This window comes from Provencibacterium massiliense (assembly GCF_900169495.1).
GTDB classification, from domain to species: Bacteria; Bacillota; Clostridia; order Oscillospirales; family Ruminococcaceae; genus Harryflintia; species Harryflintia acetispora.
In genome coordinates this window covers 884,293-901,655 of the sequence record NZ_FWCH01000012.1, presented here as the reverse complement: position 1 = coordinate 901,655, position 17,363 = coordinate 884,293, and the positions used below count along the sequence as shown (strand labels likewise).

At 55.9% G+C, this 17,363-nt stretch carries 15 protein-coding genes; 4 read left to right on the top strand and 11 right to left on the bottom strand.

What is annotated here, in order from left to right:
• Positions 1-22: 22 nt before the first annotated feature.
• The 4 genes from B5477_RS09410 to B5477_RS09395 are packed head-to-tail and all read left to right on the top strand — an operon-like array spanning position 23 to position 3,573.
• Positions 23-922, top strand: a complete 900-nt coding sequence (locus B5477_RS09410; protein ID WP_079699450.1) for a carbohydrate ABC transporter permease — start codon at positions 23-25, stop codon at positions 920-922.
• Positions 909-1,751, top strand: coding sequence for a carbohydrate ABC transporter permease (locus B5477_RS09405; protein WP_242942168.1), 843 nt, complete (start codon positions 909-911; stop codon positions 1,749-1,751). The genes B5477_RS09410 and B5477_RS09405 overlap by 14 nt, the downstream gene beginning before the upstream one ends.
• Positions 1,752-1,762: 11 nt before the next feature.
• Positions 1,763-2,692 carry a nucleoside hydrolase gene (locus B5477_RS09400; RefSeq protein ID WP_200806044.1) on the top strand — a complete coding sequence of 310 codons (930 nt, stop codon included), beginning with the start codon at positions 1,763-1,765 and terminating at the stop codon, positions 2,690-2,692.
• On the top strand, positions 2,689-3,573 hold the full coding sequence (locus B5477_RS09395; RefSeq protein WP_079699447.1) for a ribokinase: 885 nt from the start codon (positions 2,689-2,691) through the stop codon (positions 3,571-3,573). Before B5477_RS09400 ends, B5477_RS09395 begins: the two co-directional genes overlap by 4 nt.
• A gap of 70 nt (positions 3,574-3,643) precedes the next feature.
• Here the strand turns inward: B5477_RS09395 and B5477_RS09390 are convergent, their stop codons facing one another.
• The 11 genes from B5477_RS09390 to B5477_RS09345 all read right to left on the bottom strand — a co-directional run bounded on the left by B5477_RS09390 (position 3,644) and on the right by B5477_RS09345 (position 17,362).
• On the bottom strand, positions 3,644-7,402 hold the full coding sequence (locus B5477_RS09390; protein WP_079699446.1) for a diguanylate cyclase: 3,759 nt from the start codon (positions 7,400-7,402) through the stop codon (positions 3,644-3,646).
• A 463-nt stretch (positions 7,403-7,865) separates the two neighbouring features.
• Positions 7,866-9,272 carry a hypothetical protein gene (locus B5477_RS14900; protein WP_143533581.1) on the bottom strand — a complete coding sequence of 469 codons (1,407 nt, stop codon included), beginning with the start codon at positions 9,270-9,272 and terminating at the stop codon, positions 7,866-7,868.
• Positions 9,273-9,641: 369 nt separating this feature from the next.
• Positions 9,642-11,051, bottom strand: coding sequence for a phage tail tip lysozyme (locus B5477_RS09385; protein ID WP_079699445.1), 1,410 nt, complete (start codon positions 11,049-11,051; stop codon positions 9,642-9,644).
• Between the two features lie 3 nt (positions 11,052-11,054).
• The gene (locus tag B5477_RS09380) at positions 11,055-11,489 is read right to left on the bottom strand and encodes a phage holin family protein (protein ID WP_066539029.1); all 435 of its coding nucleotides are present in this window, start codon (positions 11,487-11,489) and stop codon (positions 11,055-11,057) included.
• 21 nt (positions 11,490-11,510) lie between these two features.
• Positions 11,511-11,948, bottom strand: coding sequence for a carbohydrate-binding protein (locus B5477_RS09375; RefSeq protein WP_079699444.1), 438 nt, complete (start codon positions 11,946-11,948; stop codon positions 11,511-11,513).
• A 3-nt stretch (positions 11,949-11,951) separates the two neighbouring features.
• Positions 11,952-12,101: a hypothetical protein gene (locus B5477_RS15060; protein ID WP_159448990.1), complete on the bottom strand. Its 150-nt coding sequence runs from the start codon at positions 12,099-12,101 to the stop codon at positions 11,952-11,954.
• Positions 12,102-12,139: 38 nt separating this feature from the next.
• On the bottom strand, positions 12,140-13,429 hold the full coding sequence (locus tag B5477_RS09365; protein ID WP_159448989.1) for a reverse transcriptase domain-containing protein: 1,290 nt from the start codon (positions 13,427-13,429) through the stop codon (positions 12,140-12,142).
• Positions 13,430-13,677: 248 nt separating this feature from the next.
• Positions 13,678-14,232: a hypothetical protein gene (locus B5477_RS09360; protein WP_143533580.1), complete on the bottom strand. Its 555-nt coding sequence runs from the start codon at positions 14,230-14,232 to the stop codon at positions 13,678-13,680.
• A gap of 51 nt (positions 14,233-14,283) precedes the next feature.
• The gene (locus tag B5477_RS09355) at positions 14,284-15,309 is read right to left on the bottom strand and encodes a DUF6273 domain-containing protein (protein WP_143533579.1); all 1,026 of its coding nucleotides are present in this window, start codon (positions 15,307-15,309) and stop codon (positions 14,284-14,286) included.
• Positions 15,272-16,249, bottom strand: coding sequence for a hypothetical protein (locus B5477_RS09350; RefSeq protein ID WP_143533578.1), 978 nt, complete (start codon positions 16,247-16,249; stop codon positions 15,272-15,274). The genes B5477_RS09355 and B5477_RS09350 overlap by 38 nt, the downstream gene beginning before the upstream one ends.
• Before the next feature lie 3 nt (positions 16,250-16,252).
• Positions 16,253-17,362: a siphovirus ReqiPepy6 Gp37-like family protein gene (locus B5477_RS09345; protein ID WP_079699438.1), complete on the bottom strand. Its 1,110-nt coding sequence runs from the start codon at positions 17,360-17,362 to the stop codon at positions 16,253-16,255.
• Position 17,363 lies beyond the last annotated feature (1 nt).

Below are 17,363 nucleotides of genomic sequence, written 5' to 3'. Positions count from 1 at the left end.
ACGGCGGCGGAGGGAACCGGCTATGAAAGCAAGACGAATCGGCAGGACGGTGCTGCCCTATATACTGATTACGCCTGCCATTGTACTGATTGTGTACTTTAAAATCTACCCGATCTGCAATACCTTTCTCGACAGCCTGACCTATGATGGGAGCCTGTCTCTGGGGAATTTTTCCACCCTCTTTGGGGACAAGTATTTCTGGGATTCCCTTTTGGTCACGGTGAAATTCAATCTGATTCTGACGCCCCTGCAAATTTTCCTGGCGCTTTTGGTCTCGCTGCTGGTCAACGCCGATGTGCGGGGGATCGGGGCGTTTCGCACCATCTTTTATCTTCCGGCTACCATGTCGACCGCGGTGGCGGCCATTATCTGGAACACCATGCTCAACCCGAACAGCGGGGTAATCAACAGCCTGCTCGGGATGCTCCAGATTCCGCCGCAGCCGTTTCTGACCAGCAGCAGCCAGGCAATCTACTGCATCATGCTCATCACCACCTGGATCGGGGTGGGCTACTGGATGATGTTTCTGCTCGCGGGACTCAAGAATGTGGACCGGGCCGTCTATGATTCGGCCCGGGTGGACGGGGCCGGCTGGCTGACCATCACCTTAAAGATCACCATCCCGATGATCCGGCGCACACTGGCGTTTGTGCTGATCGCGGACACCACCATCAACCTTTTGATGTTCGCCCCCATGCAGATCATCACCAGCGGCGGGCCGCAGCGCAGCACGGCGGTACTGATGTATGAGGCCTATAAATCCTATTTCCTCTATGTCGACAAGGGCCGGGGAGACGCGATCGTGGCGGTGCTGCTGCTGATCATCGCGTTTGTATGCGCCGTGCAGTTTTTACTGATCAATGACCGAGGCGAGAAGCCGGGAAAGGCAGGGAAGGGGGGCGCCGGCTGTGAAAAGGTATAGGAAGCTCAAAACCGTATTGATCTATCTGGGGCTTTGCCTGATCGCTATTCTCACCCTGTTCCCGCTCTTTTACGCCGTCGCCTCCTCTCTGCGCAGCGACACGGAAATCTTTCAGTACGCCATGCCCTTTACACTGAGGACCCTGCTGCCGGTCCGGCCCACGGGGAACGCTTACCGGGAAATCTTTCTCAAATATGAGTTTTACCGGCCCGTCTTCAATACCGTCGTGGTCTCGGCGGCGGCCATCCTGTTTGGGTGCCTTATCAACAGCGTGGCGGCCTACGGCTTTGCCTGCTATGAATTCCGCTTCCAAAAGCCGCTCTACGCCCTGGTGCTCTTTTCCTTCATGATCCCCTTTGAATCGATCACCATTCCGTTGTATACTGTAGTGGACGGATTGGGTTGGGTGGATACCTTTGCCGGGATCGTTGTTCCGAGTATAGCCGACGGATTGGTGCTTTTCCTGTTCACCCAGTTCTTTTCCGACTTTCCCCAGAGCCTGTTCGAGGCGGCCCGGGTGGACGGGGCGACCTGGGCGGATTCGTTCTTCCGGATTCTGGTGCCGCTCTCGGTACCGGTGTTCATCACCGCCAGCCTGATGATTTTCATGACGCACTGGAATTCCTACCTCTGGCCGCTGCTGATCGCACGTTCGCCCGACATCCGGCTGATCCAGGTGGCGCTCTCCGACTTCAGGGGGGCCCATACCACCGAGTGGTCCAATCTCTACGCGGCCTCAACCGTCTCGGCATTGCTGCCCCTTTTGCTGTTCTTCCCCTTCCAGAAGTATTTCGTCCAGGGGATCACCAGCTCGGGGATCAAAGGATAAGGAGGATGAAGATGACGGATGCATTTCTCGTTTCACGCCTTGTCCCGCCCGCCGGGCGGGTCAGCGCCGTGATGGATACCGATACCTACAATGAGGTGGACGACCAGTTCGCCCTGGCCTACGCCCTTCTCTCCGCGGAAAGGGTCGATCTTAAGGCCGTCTATGCGGCTCCGTTTCTCAACGAGCGCAGCAGCTGTGCTGCCGACGGGATGGAGAAAAGCCTTCATGAGATTGAAAACGTTTTAAAACTGATGGGCCGCACCGATGATATTCCCTGCTTTGAGGGCTCAAGAAGCTTTATGCTGGATCCCAAAACGCCGGTTGAGAGCCCGGCGGCGCAGGATCTCGTGGAGCGGGCGCTCGCCCAAAGCGGGGAAGACCCGCTCTATGTGATCGCCATCGGCGCGCCGACCAACATCGCCAGCGCGTTGCTGCTGGAACCAAAAATCGCGGAGCATATCGTGGTGCTCTGGCTGGGCGGGCACGCGCTGGAATACGAAAACACGGAGGAGTTCAACCTCTTCCAGGACATCCACGCCTCGCGCACCTTGTTGGACATGGAGGTGCCGCTGGTTCTTTTTCCCTGCGAGGGGGTCGCCAGCCGGCTTTGCACCACCGTGCCGGAGCTGCGGTTTTATCTGGAGGGCAGGAATCAACTGGGGAGCTACCTGTGCGACATTGTGGAGCACTATGAGGAGAACGCCTACGGCTGGTCCAAGGTGATTTGGGACGTGATCACGGTGGCCTGGCTGGTAAACGCCGGTTGGGTGCCTACGGCGCTGCTGCCGAGCCCGATCCTGACCGAGCAGTTTACCTGGAGTTTCGACCCCCGCCGCCACCTGATCCGGGTCGCCCGCTTCGTGGAACGGGACGCGGTTTTCGCCGACCTCTTTCACAAAATCAGCGGTATGACATCAGGGAAAGGCCGTGCTCAGGGATGAAGATACTCAATTTCGGTTCGCTCAACATCGATCACGTTTATCAGGTCGGGCATATCGTGCGGGAAGGGGAGACCATCCGCGCAAAGGAGCTGCGCCACTTCGCGGGCGGGAAGGGGTTTAATCAGTCCATCGCCCTGGCACGCGCCGGCGCACAGGTCTTCCACGCGGGCTGCGTGGGGGAGGACGGCGACCACCTGTGCGGGCTGCTGCGGGAGAACGGGGTGGACACCCGGTACATTAAAACTGTCAATACGCCGACCGGCAACGCGGTGATCCAGGTGGACGAGCACGGACAGAACAGCATTGTCGTCTACGGCGGGGCGAACCACGAAATCGGCCGGGAACAGATTGAAAGGACGCTGTCGGATTTTTCACCCGGGGATTGGCTGCTGCTGCAAAACGAGATCAGTGAAATCCCTTATTTGATCGAGTTGGGCTGTCGAAAGGACTTAAAAATCGCACTCAACCCTTCGCCGTTCGACAGGGGTATGCTCGGCCTCCCGCTCGAGAACCTCAGCCTTCTCTTTGTCAACGAGGTGGAGGCGGCGCAAATGACGGGCTTTGACGGCGGCGACGTGGAAGAGATCGTCGCACAGCTGGGAGCGGTGCTGCCCGGCAGCGGGATCGTGCTGACGCTGGGGGAGCGCGGATCGGTCTATCTTCACGATGGGCAGGCCGTCTACCAAAGGAGCTTCCCCGCCAAGGCGTTGGATACCACGGCGGCGGGGGACACCTTCACCGGGTATTTCCTGGCCGCCGTCCTGCAAGGGCAAACGCCGCAAGCGGCGATGGAGCTGGCATCCAGAGCCTCGGCGCTCGCGGTCTCCCGGCCGGGGGCCTATCCCTCGATCCCCTGGAAAGAAGAGCTGCAAGCAAATTAGCAGGAAAATGTCAACCAAAAAAGCGAGGCGGTTTCCCGCCTCGCTTTTTTGCCCTCCTTGCCGGTAGAGATTATGGACGGCTTGGATCGGCATCCTTATATTTTGCGATGTCATAGCAGGCCAGCAGGCAGGCGTCCTGCCCGTCCCAGCGGATCATGCAGGCGTTGGCCATCGACCAGATGTGCAGGACGGGATTATAGATTTCCAGCTCCTGGTGGCGCAGGCGCCGGATGCCGCGTGCCGGGCAGCTTTCACAGGGGGATCCCCTGTGGAAAAACGCCTCGTAGCAGCGCATGCCCGGCTTGGTGCCGGGTGCAGCGTCTAAGGTTTTCGCATTGATGTACTGCAAGGCGAAGCTGTCCGGGTCGATCACATAGAGCCAGGCGTTCTGGTTATCCAGCACCATCTCAAGGTTTTGCGCGGCCGCCAGCGCACGGTCCTGCGCGCGCTTCTTGAGCAGGAAGGTGGAGAGCAGCTCGGAGATGAAGGTGAGCGCATCAATCTGGTTCTGGGTCCACATCCGCAGGATTTTGCAGTCGTCGAACCCGACGAAGCCCACGAATTTGCCGCCGTCGCGCACCGCGCACTGCAGCAGCGAACGGATCCCCTGGCTTTCCAGCAGGGTATACTGCTCCCGGGGAAGCTTAGCGATGTCCCGGCAGTAGAAGATTCCATTTTCGTCAAAGTTCCTCTGATAGCTTTCCCCCAGGTCGTGGTACTCGACGCGCTGCAGATTATCGATCTCCGGCCGGATTCCCTCGTTGCACCATTCAAAGGTGTTTTTGCACCAGGAGCCGTCCTCGGAGTTCTCGAAGATGTAGACCCGGCTGACGTTATATTTGCACCCCGCCATCTCCAAAATGGCGTTGATCGCCGTCTGGGCGTCGCCCGATTCATACAGCAGCTTGAAGGCCTGCGGCACGATGCTGTCAACGCTGAAATCGGCCGCGCCGTCCGATTCGATCCGGGTGCCCGAGGTGTGCTGTTGGGCGCCCGCGCCAAAAATATTTGACATGGTTCTCTTGTCGTAGAGTGCGAAGCGGTCCTTGCCGCTGAGCTTGGCCTGGTACAGCGCCCGGTCGCAGTGCTGGAACAGGGACTGATAGTCGGCCCCGTCCTGCGGGCAGCGGGAGATGCCCACGCTGCAGGTCAACCGGCAGTCCCACATGTCGTCCTGGAACATGTCGCGCAGGGCTTCGACGATCCGCTGCGCCATGCTTTCCAGCCAGGCGTCATCCGAGCCATAGCGCAGGAAGACCAGGAATTCGTCCCCGCCGAACCGGGCGACGATGTCCGCGGCGCGGAATAGTGTCTTCAGGCAGGAGGCCGCCTTGGCCAGTACGGCGTCCCCGAACATGTGGCCGTGCAGGTCGTTGACCAGCTTGAAGTTGTCCAGGTCGATGATCAGCATGGCGAAGCGGTCCTCGGGGGCGCGGCCCTTGAGCGTGCGCTTGATCGCCTCCCCGGCGGCCATCTTGGTGTAAAGCTCGGTGAGGGTGTCCTGCTCCGCCTTGTGCGTGAGCTCCTGGAACCGGCGCTTCTCGCCGTCGATGTCCAAAATGACCCCCACCACCCGCACCGGCTTCTTGTCGCTGCCGAACTGGGTGGTGGCGCGGATGCGGCACCACAGGTATTTCCCGTCCGCCTTGGCCAGGCGCACCTCGGCCTCCCCGTAGGGGGCCCCTGCGGCGATGCTCTCCATCAGGCGCAAAAAGCCGGGCACGTCGTCCGGGAAGAGATGGGAAGCGGTCTGGGCCGTTTCCCGGGTCAGGTGGGTGAGGGGCTTGTAGCCGAATTTTGCCTCCCAGTTGGCGGAGTAGCTAAACTCCCAGGTGGACAGGTCCCCTTCAAAGATGATGTCGTTGGTCTGCTCCTGGATGATCTGATAGCGCTCCATGCTCAGGCGCAGCGCCTCCTGCGCCTGCTTGATCTGGGTGATGTCGGTCAGCACACAGTTGAGGTACTCCCGCCCGTCGCTTCCCATGAGCAGCTGGTACTTTTCCAGCACCCACACCGCCTGGCCCTGCCGGGAGACGATCCGGTATTCCAGCTCCTGCGCGCTGCCGCAGGAGAGCTGGTCGCGGTATTGGCGCAGGACGCCCTGCCGGTCGTCGGGATGGATCATCTCGAGGTACCGGTTATGGAAGCGTTCCTCAAGCTCCTTTTTGCTGTAGCCGAACAGTACGATAAAGCCCTCGTTGACATAGGTCATGGTGAACCAGCGGTCGTTAAGACACTGCTGCACCCCGACCATCAGGTTCTGGGTCGTGGGGATGTCGGCCGTCCCGTCAAAGGAAGAGGCGGGGCTCTCGGCCTGGTCCAGCTGTTTCCAGACGATCAGCGCCTTGTGATGCTTGGGGTTGTCGAGGTCGACCCGCAGCGCGGTCCCCTCATACCAGACGTATTCCCCCGAGGCGTGGTGGAAGATGCGGTATTTGCGCGAGCGCTTCATCAGCCCGCTGCTGAAGAAGTCCTCGATATACTTGTCCAAAATTTCCAGCACCAGCGGCCGGTCGTCGGGATGGACGGCGTGTTCGGCGAAGGCGTGGAGCGATTCGGCGAAGGTGTTGCCGGAGCGCAGGTCCAGAAAGTCCTCACTCTGCTGATGGACCAGATGGTAGACCCCGCTGTCGAAGTCCACCTCCATGACGGTGGATTCCAGATAGCGCAGCAGCGCCAGGTATTTCATCTGCCCGAGCTCAGGCAGGTTCTTGATATTGCCCAGTTGGATAGGGGGATGCTCCGGCAGCCTCTCGAAGGCGGAGCGCGGCGCCAGCCCGTCGGAATAGCTGCTCGAGAGCTCATAGAAATCCTCCCGCACATTTTTCAGGCATTCCAGAAGCTTCGGGGAGAAGGCGCCGCACTCCCCGTTTAAAATCATGGTGATCGCCTGCTCGGAGGGGATTTCCTTCTTATATACCCGGTCGGTGGTCAGCGCGTCATAGGCGTCGGCAATCCCCACCGCCTGCGCGCAGATGGGGGTGTTGTCCCCCTTGAGCCCCTCGGGATAGCCCTTGCCATCCCAGCGCTCGTGATGGTAGCGGCAGATGTTGTAGGCATAGCGCAGATATTCCGTATCGCTCATGCGGTCCAATCCGGAGAGAATTTCGCAGCCCTTGATTGTATGGGATTTCATGATCTCGAACTCCTCGTCCGAGAGCGGGCCGGGCTTGTTGAGGATGGTGTCGGGGATCGAGATTTTTCCAATATCGTGCAGGGCGGCCGCCTCCGCGATCACGCCGATGGCGTGATCGTCCAGGTCGTATTCCGGACAGAAGCGCGCGACGTTCTGCAGCAGCACCTTGGTGAACATCCTAATACGCAGCACATGCTGCCCAGTTTCGGCGCTGCGGTGCTCGATCACCGAGGAAAGGGTGTCCATAATGACGTCGCGCGATTCGCGAAGCTTGGCCGCCTGCTCCTCGACCATCTCCTCGAGGTGCATCTTGTGCCGGTTGAGCTCCACCGCGTTCTGCACCCGCCGGCGGACCACATGCGGCTCAAAGGGCTTCAGAATGATGTCCGCCGCGCCTAAATCAAAGGCGCGCACCTCGTTCTCCATCGAATCCTCCGAGGTGATCACCACGACGGGGATATTGGCCATCAGGCCGTTTTGGGACAGCTCCGCCATGACCTGATAGCCGCTTTTGATCGGCATGACCAGGTCCAGCAGGACGGCGGCGAGCGAATCGTGATACTGCTTGATCAGCATAATGGCCTGTTCGCCGTTTTCCGCCTCCAGCAAATTATATTCCTGTTCAAAGAGAGCCCGCAGGATGGCACGGTTGATCTCCATGTCATCGACGATCAAAAGGGTGTCGCGGTTCATGACTGTCCTTTCCGGGGGGCGCTGAACGCCAAAAATTAATGTGGAGCTGTTAGAACGGTATCCATATTCTAGTATACTATTTTGTCCCCTGTCTTACAAGAGAATTATCTGATTTCACGGATGGATGCTGTATGGGATGGGTTCATATGATTACCATTTCATTAAGACAGGACGCGTTATTTATCGCAAATAAAAAAACCGCTTAAACATCACGTTTAAGCGGTTTTTAGCTGTCTTTAGCGGACAAATGAGATGCAAGAGGAAAAAATCGCTGGGGACTCGAACCCTCGAGGTTTTCAGGAATTGCCCAAAATTTGTACGTTAAAAAATTGCAATTATTAATAATGCGCAAAACTACATTAGAAAAAAATCGGCATTTGATTTGACCTTTAAAAACCAGTAAAATCAAGGGATGCGGGTAATTGAGAAGCAATAATTACACTTGAAATAGGCATAATTAATATCATGCATTACTGGCAGAATTTTTATATGTCCCATCAACTGTTATAATATCAATTTTTTCTTTCATTGGCGCTTTAAGTGCATTATAAAAGTTAAAGAAATTTTGCAATGCCTTAGGGTGACCATTATCAACTATTAAATATATTGCACGACGTGTTTTTTCCTGTTTCATATAGATAGGTAATTGTGTTTCAATACCATGTTTAAGTTGCCCATTGGATGTCAATTTGATTTCTACAACAATTTTATCTAAAGCTCCTCGGGAAAGCTTAAAGTCCACAGGGCCACGTCCAACATTAATTTCCCTACTTAAATCAATATTATTTGCCATACAATAACTATCCGCGATACCGAAAAACAATAACTGTGCCGCTCGTTCGTGTTTAGGCTTTTTATTACTGTCAAATAGCAAATCGTGTAATCCGTTATATTCAATTAATTCTTTAAACTTTTGACATATGCGGTACGTAATGGCAAGAACACCATTAATATCATCAAGTGACTGTTCGCGCAAATCCAAAGGATACTTTTCAGCATATTCTTTGGCAGCCTGTAGCCAAATATATTCTCCAGCGGGATCAGAATCAAAATCATATGGTTGAACAGGAAAAGATTTATATGCAGAAATTATTGCTTGACGAAATGTTCTGCTTCTATGCATATAAGATAAAATATCAGCCTTTCGAAGTTTGTGTTTGCCTCCTAATTCAAAATATGTATTAATTTCATCACGCACTCGTTGATTTTCTAAACAAATAAAGTCTATATCTTCGAAGCTTTCTGCCACGGGTAACGGACTCAATATATCAGCGGGCAATAGCAATAACGGTTTGCCATTATAGCGATTTATACATATATTATATGTGACACTCCTGTAAGTTGTAGGGACAGAATTAATCCCTAAATCTGTCACCACGCGATTTGTATAAGAAAAAATCTCAGGCGCAAGAATAAAAGTTATGAGGTCACTTATTCTATCGCAACCAATATTTTCTTGGAACACACCCAAAAGTTCAAATAGGGTAGGATCAGCTTCGCCTTCTTCTACCAATTCTTTCACTGTTTCCAAAATTTTAATGCGTAAAACTGGTCCAATTGCATTTCCACCAGTACCATTCTGGGTATATCCAAAGCAAGTGCCTGATAACTCTTTAAATTTTAACAGAGCATCCGCACGCTTCCAGTACATATCTTTCTTCATTTTTGTATGGGAAAGCAACGTGATAATACCTGTAAAGTAGTTTTCCACCTTATTTTTTGCATCTTGGAACTCTGGCGCTGAAGCTAAAATGAGCAGTGCTGGGTCTACAAAGACACGGGTATCGACATCAAGAATTACATCAAATACACCTAAACGTGCGATGTCTACTTTATCAATACCAAATTCTTCAGAGAATTTGATCGGCAATTCTTTCACCCCCTCAGAGTATACTATATCACTAATTAATTAGAATATCCATACGTCTGTTAGAGTCTAACAAAGTATTATTGGTGAAAATTAACAATGATTCGAACTCTTAAAATTTCTTTGAATTAACTTTAATTCTATACTTTAGGGAGAACCTTTTTTGAGTTGTAGGTCTCAATTATACAATAAGTTATATTAATATAAAAGAAACCGAACACTTTTCAGCATTCGGCTTCTTTCGACAAAATCTGGTGGAGGTCGCGGAGTCGTACTCGAACTTTTGAGCCCTTTGTCGTTGACGGGTACATCGTTCTCCCGATCGCCATATAAACGAAAAAAAGCCCCCGGCAGCTGCCGGGGGCTCTCGCCTTATGCCAGGATCTCGCTGACTCGTTTCAGCACGGCTGCAGCATCGCAGCCGGAGCTCTTCAGCTGGGCCGCGATGTCCTGGGCCAGTCTTTCCGCTGCCTTCTGGGCCTCGGTCTGGCCGTCGTCCAGGATGGTGCAGTAGGTAGGGTTTTCGAGGTAAATCCAGCCTGCGCCGCTTTTCAGCTTGCCCCAGCCATCTTGCACCTCTGTGATGGTGAAGACGCCCTTGCCAGTCTGGCCCTTGACGGCGTAGCTCATGCCCGGGCCCTCGCGATAGTTCAGGTCGTTGATGATGACCCGGACCGTAAAGGGCACGGCCGGGAAGCTGCTGACGGTCTGCTCGGTGCCGGTACCCAGCTTGGCATTGACCGCTTCCGCGATGGCACCGTGGCGCTGATAGAGATAGTCGCCCGGGCAGGCCTTATTGGCAAACCAGCGGTGGACGGTCATGTTCTGCTTGTCCACCTGGCCGATCAGGCTCTTGTCTGCCTTCCAGAGCAGCTTATTGATGCCGTTGCGCTTGCAGATGTCCGCCACCAGCTCAATGAGGGCCGCGTAGGCCGCGTCGGTCACTGCATACGGGTGACTGGTATCACTGGCGACTTCGATGGTGACGGCCCGGTTGTCATTGTCGCGGTTGGAGCTGCACCAGGAGCGATCTGCTTCCGGCACGCTCAGGCCGATGCTGCCATCCTTGCCCACGACATAGTTGGCGGAGCACTCGCGGTCCGTGGTCGCGAAGTAGTCGCAGCCCTGCTTTGCTGTCCACTGGCCCACGATACAATGGATCGTGATGGTGTCAATGGCGTGATTGCGCGGGCTGGTGCGGTTTTTGGTGATGTTGGTGTATGTCACCAGCGGGCTGTTGCCCATGATGTTGTCCTCCTTTTCGGTGCTTTTATTTGCGTAGGCGTCAAAATAAGCCTGGCCGAAGCTGGCCCGCTTGGCCTTGACGCTGCTGCTCATATTTGCCGGGCGTTCGTACCTGGTCAGCACGATGTCCGACGCTTCCCTCACTGTTCTGGCCGTCCGGAGAACTTCCCAAACGGCCGCGTAGCCCTTCAGCTCCCGGATCATAAAGTCCAGCTGCATCTCCAGGCTGCCGATGGACGCGCCGATCTTCCGGGCAAAGTTCAGCAGAGACTCCTTGCGGCTCCAGTAGGTCCACTGTGCCAGGCCGTAGCCAGCACTGTCATGGACAAAATTAGAATAAGCGCCGGAGTCCACGGCGGCCGTGTAGGCCGTATCCGTGAAGCCCAGGCACTTCTCGTAGCTGTTCTGGAGGTTCTGAGGGTTGAGCCCGCTCTCAGCGTAAAGGTTGCCCATGAGCCCTGCCGCACCGGCAGGGCTCAGGCCTTTACATCTGAGAAAGTTCCAGATCGTCCTCGTGGAGGACCCGGTCGCCTTCATGTCTTACTCCTTGGGCACCGGCGTTTCGCCGTCCGCCTTTTGCTTCAGGACCTCGATGGCCTTGACCAGTACGCCAGGAATAGGCGCGCCCATCAGTCCCGCGTTTTCAATGATCGAGATCGTCTCGTTCGCGATGAAGGCGATGATCGTCGCATCCCGGATGAAGTTAGACCCCATGATCAGATCCAGGCGGCAGGCTACCAGCACGACCAGGAGGGTCATGCCTTTGCGGCAGAGACCCTTCCACCCGGCCCGGCTCTCCAGCGTGCCGCCGTCAGTCTTCGGGGACTTATGAAACACGCCAGCGACGACGAGGCCGGTGATGTAGTCCACGGCCATAAAGATCATCAGCGTGACCAGGGCCGTGTCCCAGCCACCGAAGAGGGAGGCGATAAAGCTGCCCACCACTCCCACGATTGTGCAAATTCCGTTTTTCATACTTGTGTACCTCCTTTTTATTTACTCGGCATAGACTTCCCAGCCTGCCGGGTATGTCTCAGGGCTCCAGACGTTCCCGTCCATGGTGGAGATGTAGAGGGTGCCGTTGTGGCTCACGATGTCCCCGGTGTTGTAGGCGTCAGAAGCGCCCAGAGGCTGCACCCAGACCGGGTAGCCGCCCTCGGTCACGCCGATGGCCTTGTAGAGGCTCGTGGCGGTGTCAGGCGTCCACTCAGCAGCGCTGATGTGGTCCTGCAATACCTGATAGAGCTGGGGATCGCCCACGGAGTTCACGCCGTAGGAGATGACGTCCTTGACCTTGTAGGCTTTGCCCACCTCATAGGCCGGGAACATGGAGGGGATCTCCAGCATCTTGTCCAGCTGGGTCTCCGCGTCCAAAGTGGTGACAAAATACTGCAAAGTGGTCCGCATTTCAGCGGCTAATTTCATCATGTCCATAGCTTATACCTCCCCCGTGAGCAGCACCTTCATGGCCTGCTCCATCTCGTTCATCTTGGCCTCCATCGCTTCCTTGGCCACTTCGTCGGCGGTCTTGTCAGCCAGGATAAACCAGTATTTTGTGCCGACCTTGCAGATCTGCACCAGTTTCATGTTTTCGTGCTCCTGGGCGCCATCCGGGCCCTCAATGGTCACTTTGCTGAGGTTGTCCCGGAAGATGTCCTCGGTAACTTTTTTGTCGCTGATGTAGTTGTTGCCGTTGAGGGTGAGTCCCTCCAGGGCTGTCCCATCAGCCAGCGTAATCTTGAATGTCCTTTTTTCCATGTTGGTCTCCTTCCGAAAAGTTGATAATATAGCAGGCTCATGTTGCTGATCTGCTGCCTTGACATGCGTTTCCAGTTGCCGCCCAGCCATGACTTGAAAGAGTTTTCCACGTCAAAATAGCTCATTTCCCCGGCGTCCAGCTTCCGCTTGTAGGCCTTCAGCTTGCGGCGCTCCCGGGTGACTGCCTTCGGGTGGATCTTCCGGATCACACGCCCCGTGTCAGTCAGAGAGTAGCCGATCTGCAGGTAGCGGTAAAAGCTGGACAGCTTGCAGATCCTCGTCTTTTTCTCGTTGATAATGATGCCGTATTCTTCAGCGATCTGCCTCACGCCCTCCAGCACGGTCAAAAGAAAATCTTTGCTGTCGCTGATGATGTGCGTGTCGTCGGTATATCTGCCGAAGAGCTTGCAGCCCATCACGATCGAGATGTAGTTGTCTATCCGGTACGGATGAACGATCCCGACGTCCTGAGAGACCTGGTTGCCGATGTCAACGCCTTTCTTTAGCGTCTTTTCACCGGTCAGCAGTTTCGGATCTGTGAAGCGGTTCATCATCGGGTCGACTTTGCTGTGGTACATTTCCGCGATCTCTTCATCGGAGAAGCGGGAGACGTCCAGCTCGAAGGTCCTGAAGATGTCCCGGATCAGTGTCATGGCCACCTGAGCGACGTCCGGCTCCTGCTCTCGCCGGATGAAATAGTCGAGCGTGGCCAGGATCGGCTCATGCTGGAGATTGCCATAATAACCGGAGAAATCAATGAAGAGCACCCAGCCTTCGTTGCTGCCGGTCATCATGTAATAGTGATGCAGATCCTCCTCGAAGTGCTTCCGGTGAAAGCTGACGCCTTTGCCCTTCTGGCTCGCGCTGTTGGTATAGGCCAGGTATTTCTGGATCGACGGAGTGATCACCTCGTCGCAGAGGAGGTGATTGACTGTTTTGTCTCTCATGATGTTACTGGTGATGTACCGGCTGTGGCCCCGTTCATTGATAGGGAACTTCTGGCCGGGTCCTGGTCGGTACGCGCCGTGCATGAGCTCGTCCTGGAGTTTTGCAGTCTGGAGCAGCTGGGTCATCTCATACAGTTGGGTCTTGTACTTGAAGCGGCTGCCGGTCATTGCCTTGGTGCCTGCATCGTAGATCCGGTTTGCATCATACAATTTGTTATCCATAAAAATAAACCGCGCAATAGTGACAGCGATCGTAACCGGCCACGTCGCGGTTGGCATTTATCGGCTTAGCGGCCGAAGGGATGACTCTTCCTTTCCCATTGCCGTGCGCGGGATCCAGCTCGATAGGATGCACGGTTGTGAAATCCGGGCGGACGCCGATGGAGTTCGAGGCGTTCCAGTAGTTGGCATGGCCATCGTTGTTGACGGTGCAGAAATACGTCGCCGACCGAACAATATCAAGAGTCACCCGCTGCTTTGCGCTTTGGTCCTTTCAAGTGTTTTTTGAAACGGTTGTCAGACTGCCGGAGGCTCTTGATCGTGTTGAACAGGTGCTCAATCTCCAGCACGATGCCGGTGTACTTGTTTTTGTCTGCCGGAAGGACTTCCGCGATATATTGGAGTTCGTCTTGGAGCATATTGCAGCACTCCATCGCCTTGTCCCATTGCAGCCGCCTCTCCTCATATTCCGACCAGTAGTCCGGCCAGATGGTATTGGCTGCCCGCATGTGGACGCTGATGTCCTGGCAGAACGTGAGCACCCTGGCCCGCTCCTGCTGGATAAACCAGAGGTTGAAATCTTCCTCCTGCTCGCGGATCTTTGCCGCCAGCTCCTCGCGCTCTTCTTCGTTGACCACATAGGCAGTCACGGCCTTGATGTGCTTTTCAAAGCGCTTTTGACTGTAGCCGAAGGTCGCCATCAGCTCGGCGGTGATCCGCTTCCTGATGTTGTAGATCATGTGTTGAGCGCGGAGAGGTGACTCAGAGCGCTCGCTTTTTGGGATGTCTGACATGCTTCGTTATCTCCTTATCATCCCGGGCCGCAAGGGCCCGGGGATTGTCGATCAGTAGATCAGGAAAGCCGGGCGGACGCCGACGGAGGACGAGGCGTTCCAGGCGTTGGCAAAGCCGTGGCGGTCGACATAGCAGAAATACGTCGCGGACTGGACGTCTCTCAGCCACCAGTTCTCTCTGTTCGTGATCAGATCCGGACGCGCCTGGAACAGAGCCAGCTGACTCTTGTCGATGCCGGTGTCGTAACCGTTCTGCGATCCGCCGCCCCAGGCGTGGGAGCCGTAGACCATGTGCTCATTCATGAGGTCGATCTGTGTGTCATACCAGGCCCAGCCGGAGCTCATGCCGTTGCTGACAGCATTGGCCAGGAGCTGGCGGTGGGTCAGGATGTGATCCGTGCCGAAGTCCTGCTTGATAGTCGCCAGAGCCGCAGCCAGTCCGGAGGTCTTCATCTTGCTGCCGTAGTAGGCGCCGGTCGTGACGTTGGTGTCGTTCATGACGCCGTTATAAAACGACTTGTCCGGAAATACCAGCATGTGGTGCTGGGTGAGCTCAGTGTCCCCGCAGTGGAGCCGGTAGTCGGCATGGGCCGCCCAGTATTTCCGGCCGTTGATGGTCCAGTAGCCCCCGGCGCGGACCTTGCTGAAAGCCCCCGAGCGGATGTCCTGGGACTGCTCCGCTGTGAAGCTGGTGCCCAGGTCGTACTCCACAATGAGCGAGTTCGCTCTGGAGGCGCCAGGCTTGGTGAGGATGTCGGTCAGCGTTTCCAGGTCCTCAATCGCCTGGGCGTTTGTCTTGGTGTCGCCCAGCACCTCATTGAGGGCAGCGACCAGACTGGTCTTGTCCGCTGTCTCCAGCGTGCTCAGGTCGCCAGTGATGAAGGCGCCCAGCGCGGACAGCTTCAGGGCCTTGACGCCGGTGCCGTCTGCCAGACGGACCAGAACGATGTCGTTGCCGCTGGAGACTGCCGCGATCGCGGGCTCCTCATTGAAGCGCTTGCCGTTTTCGATGTTGATCTGCATGTTGTTTTCTCCCTTCTTATGCGTACATATATTTCCAGTCGACCATGACAGCATTGTCATCGTCGTCCAGGATCACGTTGCCATCATCATCCAGCAGCGGCGCGAAGAAGTCGTTGTGGATGTTCATGTATTCGAGCAGGCTGAGACGCTCGCCTTGCTCGTTCGTGATGTTGATCAGACGCCCGGCGACGTCCTCGTCGAGGAGCCCCTGCACTTCTGCAAACCAGGCGTTGAAAGCGTTCTGACTGTTCCGCTGGAACTCTTTCAGGGCCTCGGTGGTCGCGGTGAGATCCGCGTTGCCCTTTGCCTCCAGCTGCTCGATGTACTCGTCGATCGCCGCCGTGTAGTCGTTATAGGCTTGCGTGGCCATGTTTTGGAACATCTCGTAACTGGCGTCCGACTTCTCCACGAACTCCGTATAAAAGGCATTGAACTGATCATAGAAGACCTCCGTGTCGAGGTGGTCGATCAGCTGGGTGATGAAGCCGCAGACAGAGCTGTCCGCCCGGGTGTCCGTGATGGAGCTCTGGGTGATGACGCCCTGATTGGTGCCGATGCTGACCAGAGCCAGGCCCAGCTCATAATAGTCGCCGCTGGACGGCTGGAGAAGCTCAGGCGGGACGGGGTTGGCCGCAGGTGTGCCGGTTTTGACGATGATCTCGCAGAGGCGCTCCAGGTAGTTGCAGCGGAGCACGACGCGGTCGATCCGGCTGTATTGTGTGGGCGCTGTCGCGAGCGCGTAGGTCTCCTCCGCCCCGTCATAGGCAAAGGCCCCGTTGATCAGGCCGAAGCCTGGGCGGATCTTTACGGTCAGGCCGGAACTGCCTGCGACGACCTGAAAACAGTCCCCGGGCAGAGCCAGCACCCCGTTGGTGAGCAGCTTCGCAAACAAGAGCCGAAAGAGCTCTGACGTTTCTGCTCGGTCAAAAATAGGCATACCCTCGGAGTCGACCCCGGTGATCTCTGAGTCAAAATATCCGTATCTCATAGCCATAATTTACGATGCCTCCCTCTTTATGATTTTTGTGATAGACGTCGCCATGTCATTGCCGAAGACCACGCTGAGCGTCTGCTTGCTGCCCTCGTAGACCTCCTGGATCTCGGTGATCCGCTTGGTCGTCTCAATGCCGACGTCGGTGTAGCGGTAGGTGCAGAGGTCGCCCAGGTCGAAGTCTGTCATATAGACCAGATTGGCGTCCGGATCCACGTCGCTGTTGACCGTCTCCACTTTTTCGTATTCCGCCAGCTTTTCCAGGCCGCGCTGCCGGAGCAGCTGCCGGTATTGTGCCTGGGTGTAGGTGTGCTCGCTGCCGTTGTCGTCCGTGTAGGTGCTCTGCAGGTCTCTTGCGTCCACATAGAGCTCCCGGCGTTCCTCGTTCGGATTGCTCCGGATGTCCACCTCCACGATGACCCGGGCGGCCCCTTCACCTTCCCCGGCCACATAAGCGAAGTTTTTGCACTCCGACTCGTCCCGGTCATAAACCGCATTTTTGACATTGTAGAAGCTGTCGGAGAAGATGGCCCAGCTGTTGACCTCTTGCGCGTCGGTTCGATCCTTGCCCTGCCACACCACAAAGGAGAGGGTGTTGGCCTGATAGTCATAGGCGAGCCGGTGGCTGAGCTCCTGGGTCTTTTCGATCTCGTAGAGCTTGTCGCCCAGCCGGTCGCCGGTGGCCATGACGGTGATGCTGCTGCCGACGCCGGAAAGCGCTCCGAGCTGTAGGTGCGCGATCTTGCGGCCAGCGTCGGTCGGGTTGATGGCGAACTTCTGGACCAGCTGGCGGCCGATAGCTTCCGGAGTGCCGGTGATGTTGATCTGGGTGTTCAGGACCCGATCGTTCAGCAGCTCCTCCGAAAAATAGCCCTTGCAGTAGGCCGTCCGTGCACCCTTGGCGTCCCGGGCAAAGTTGACTTCCCGGATGACGCCGAGATCAGTCCGGTCGCTCCGGTAGAGGTAGCGGCCGGTGTTCATAAGCTCAAAAAACTCGGCGGGAGTGTAGAGCTCAAAGAGGCCGGAGTCATAATAACGCCGGTCCCATATCAGAGTATTAAAAACGCTCACCACACCGAGCGTGTCCATGTTTTTGTCGAGAATGATCAGCTGCATA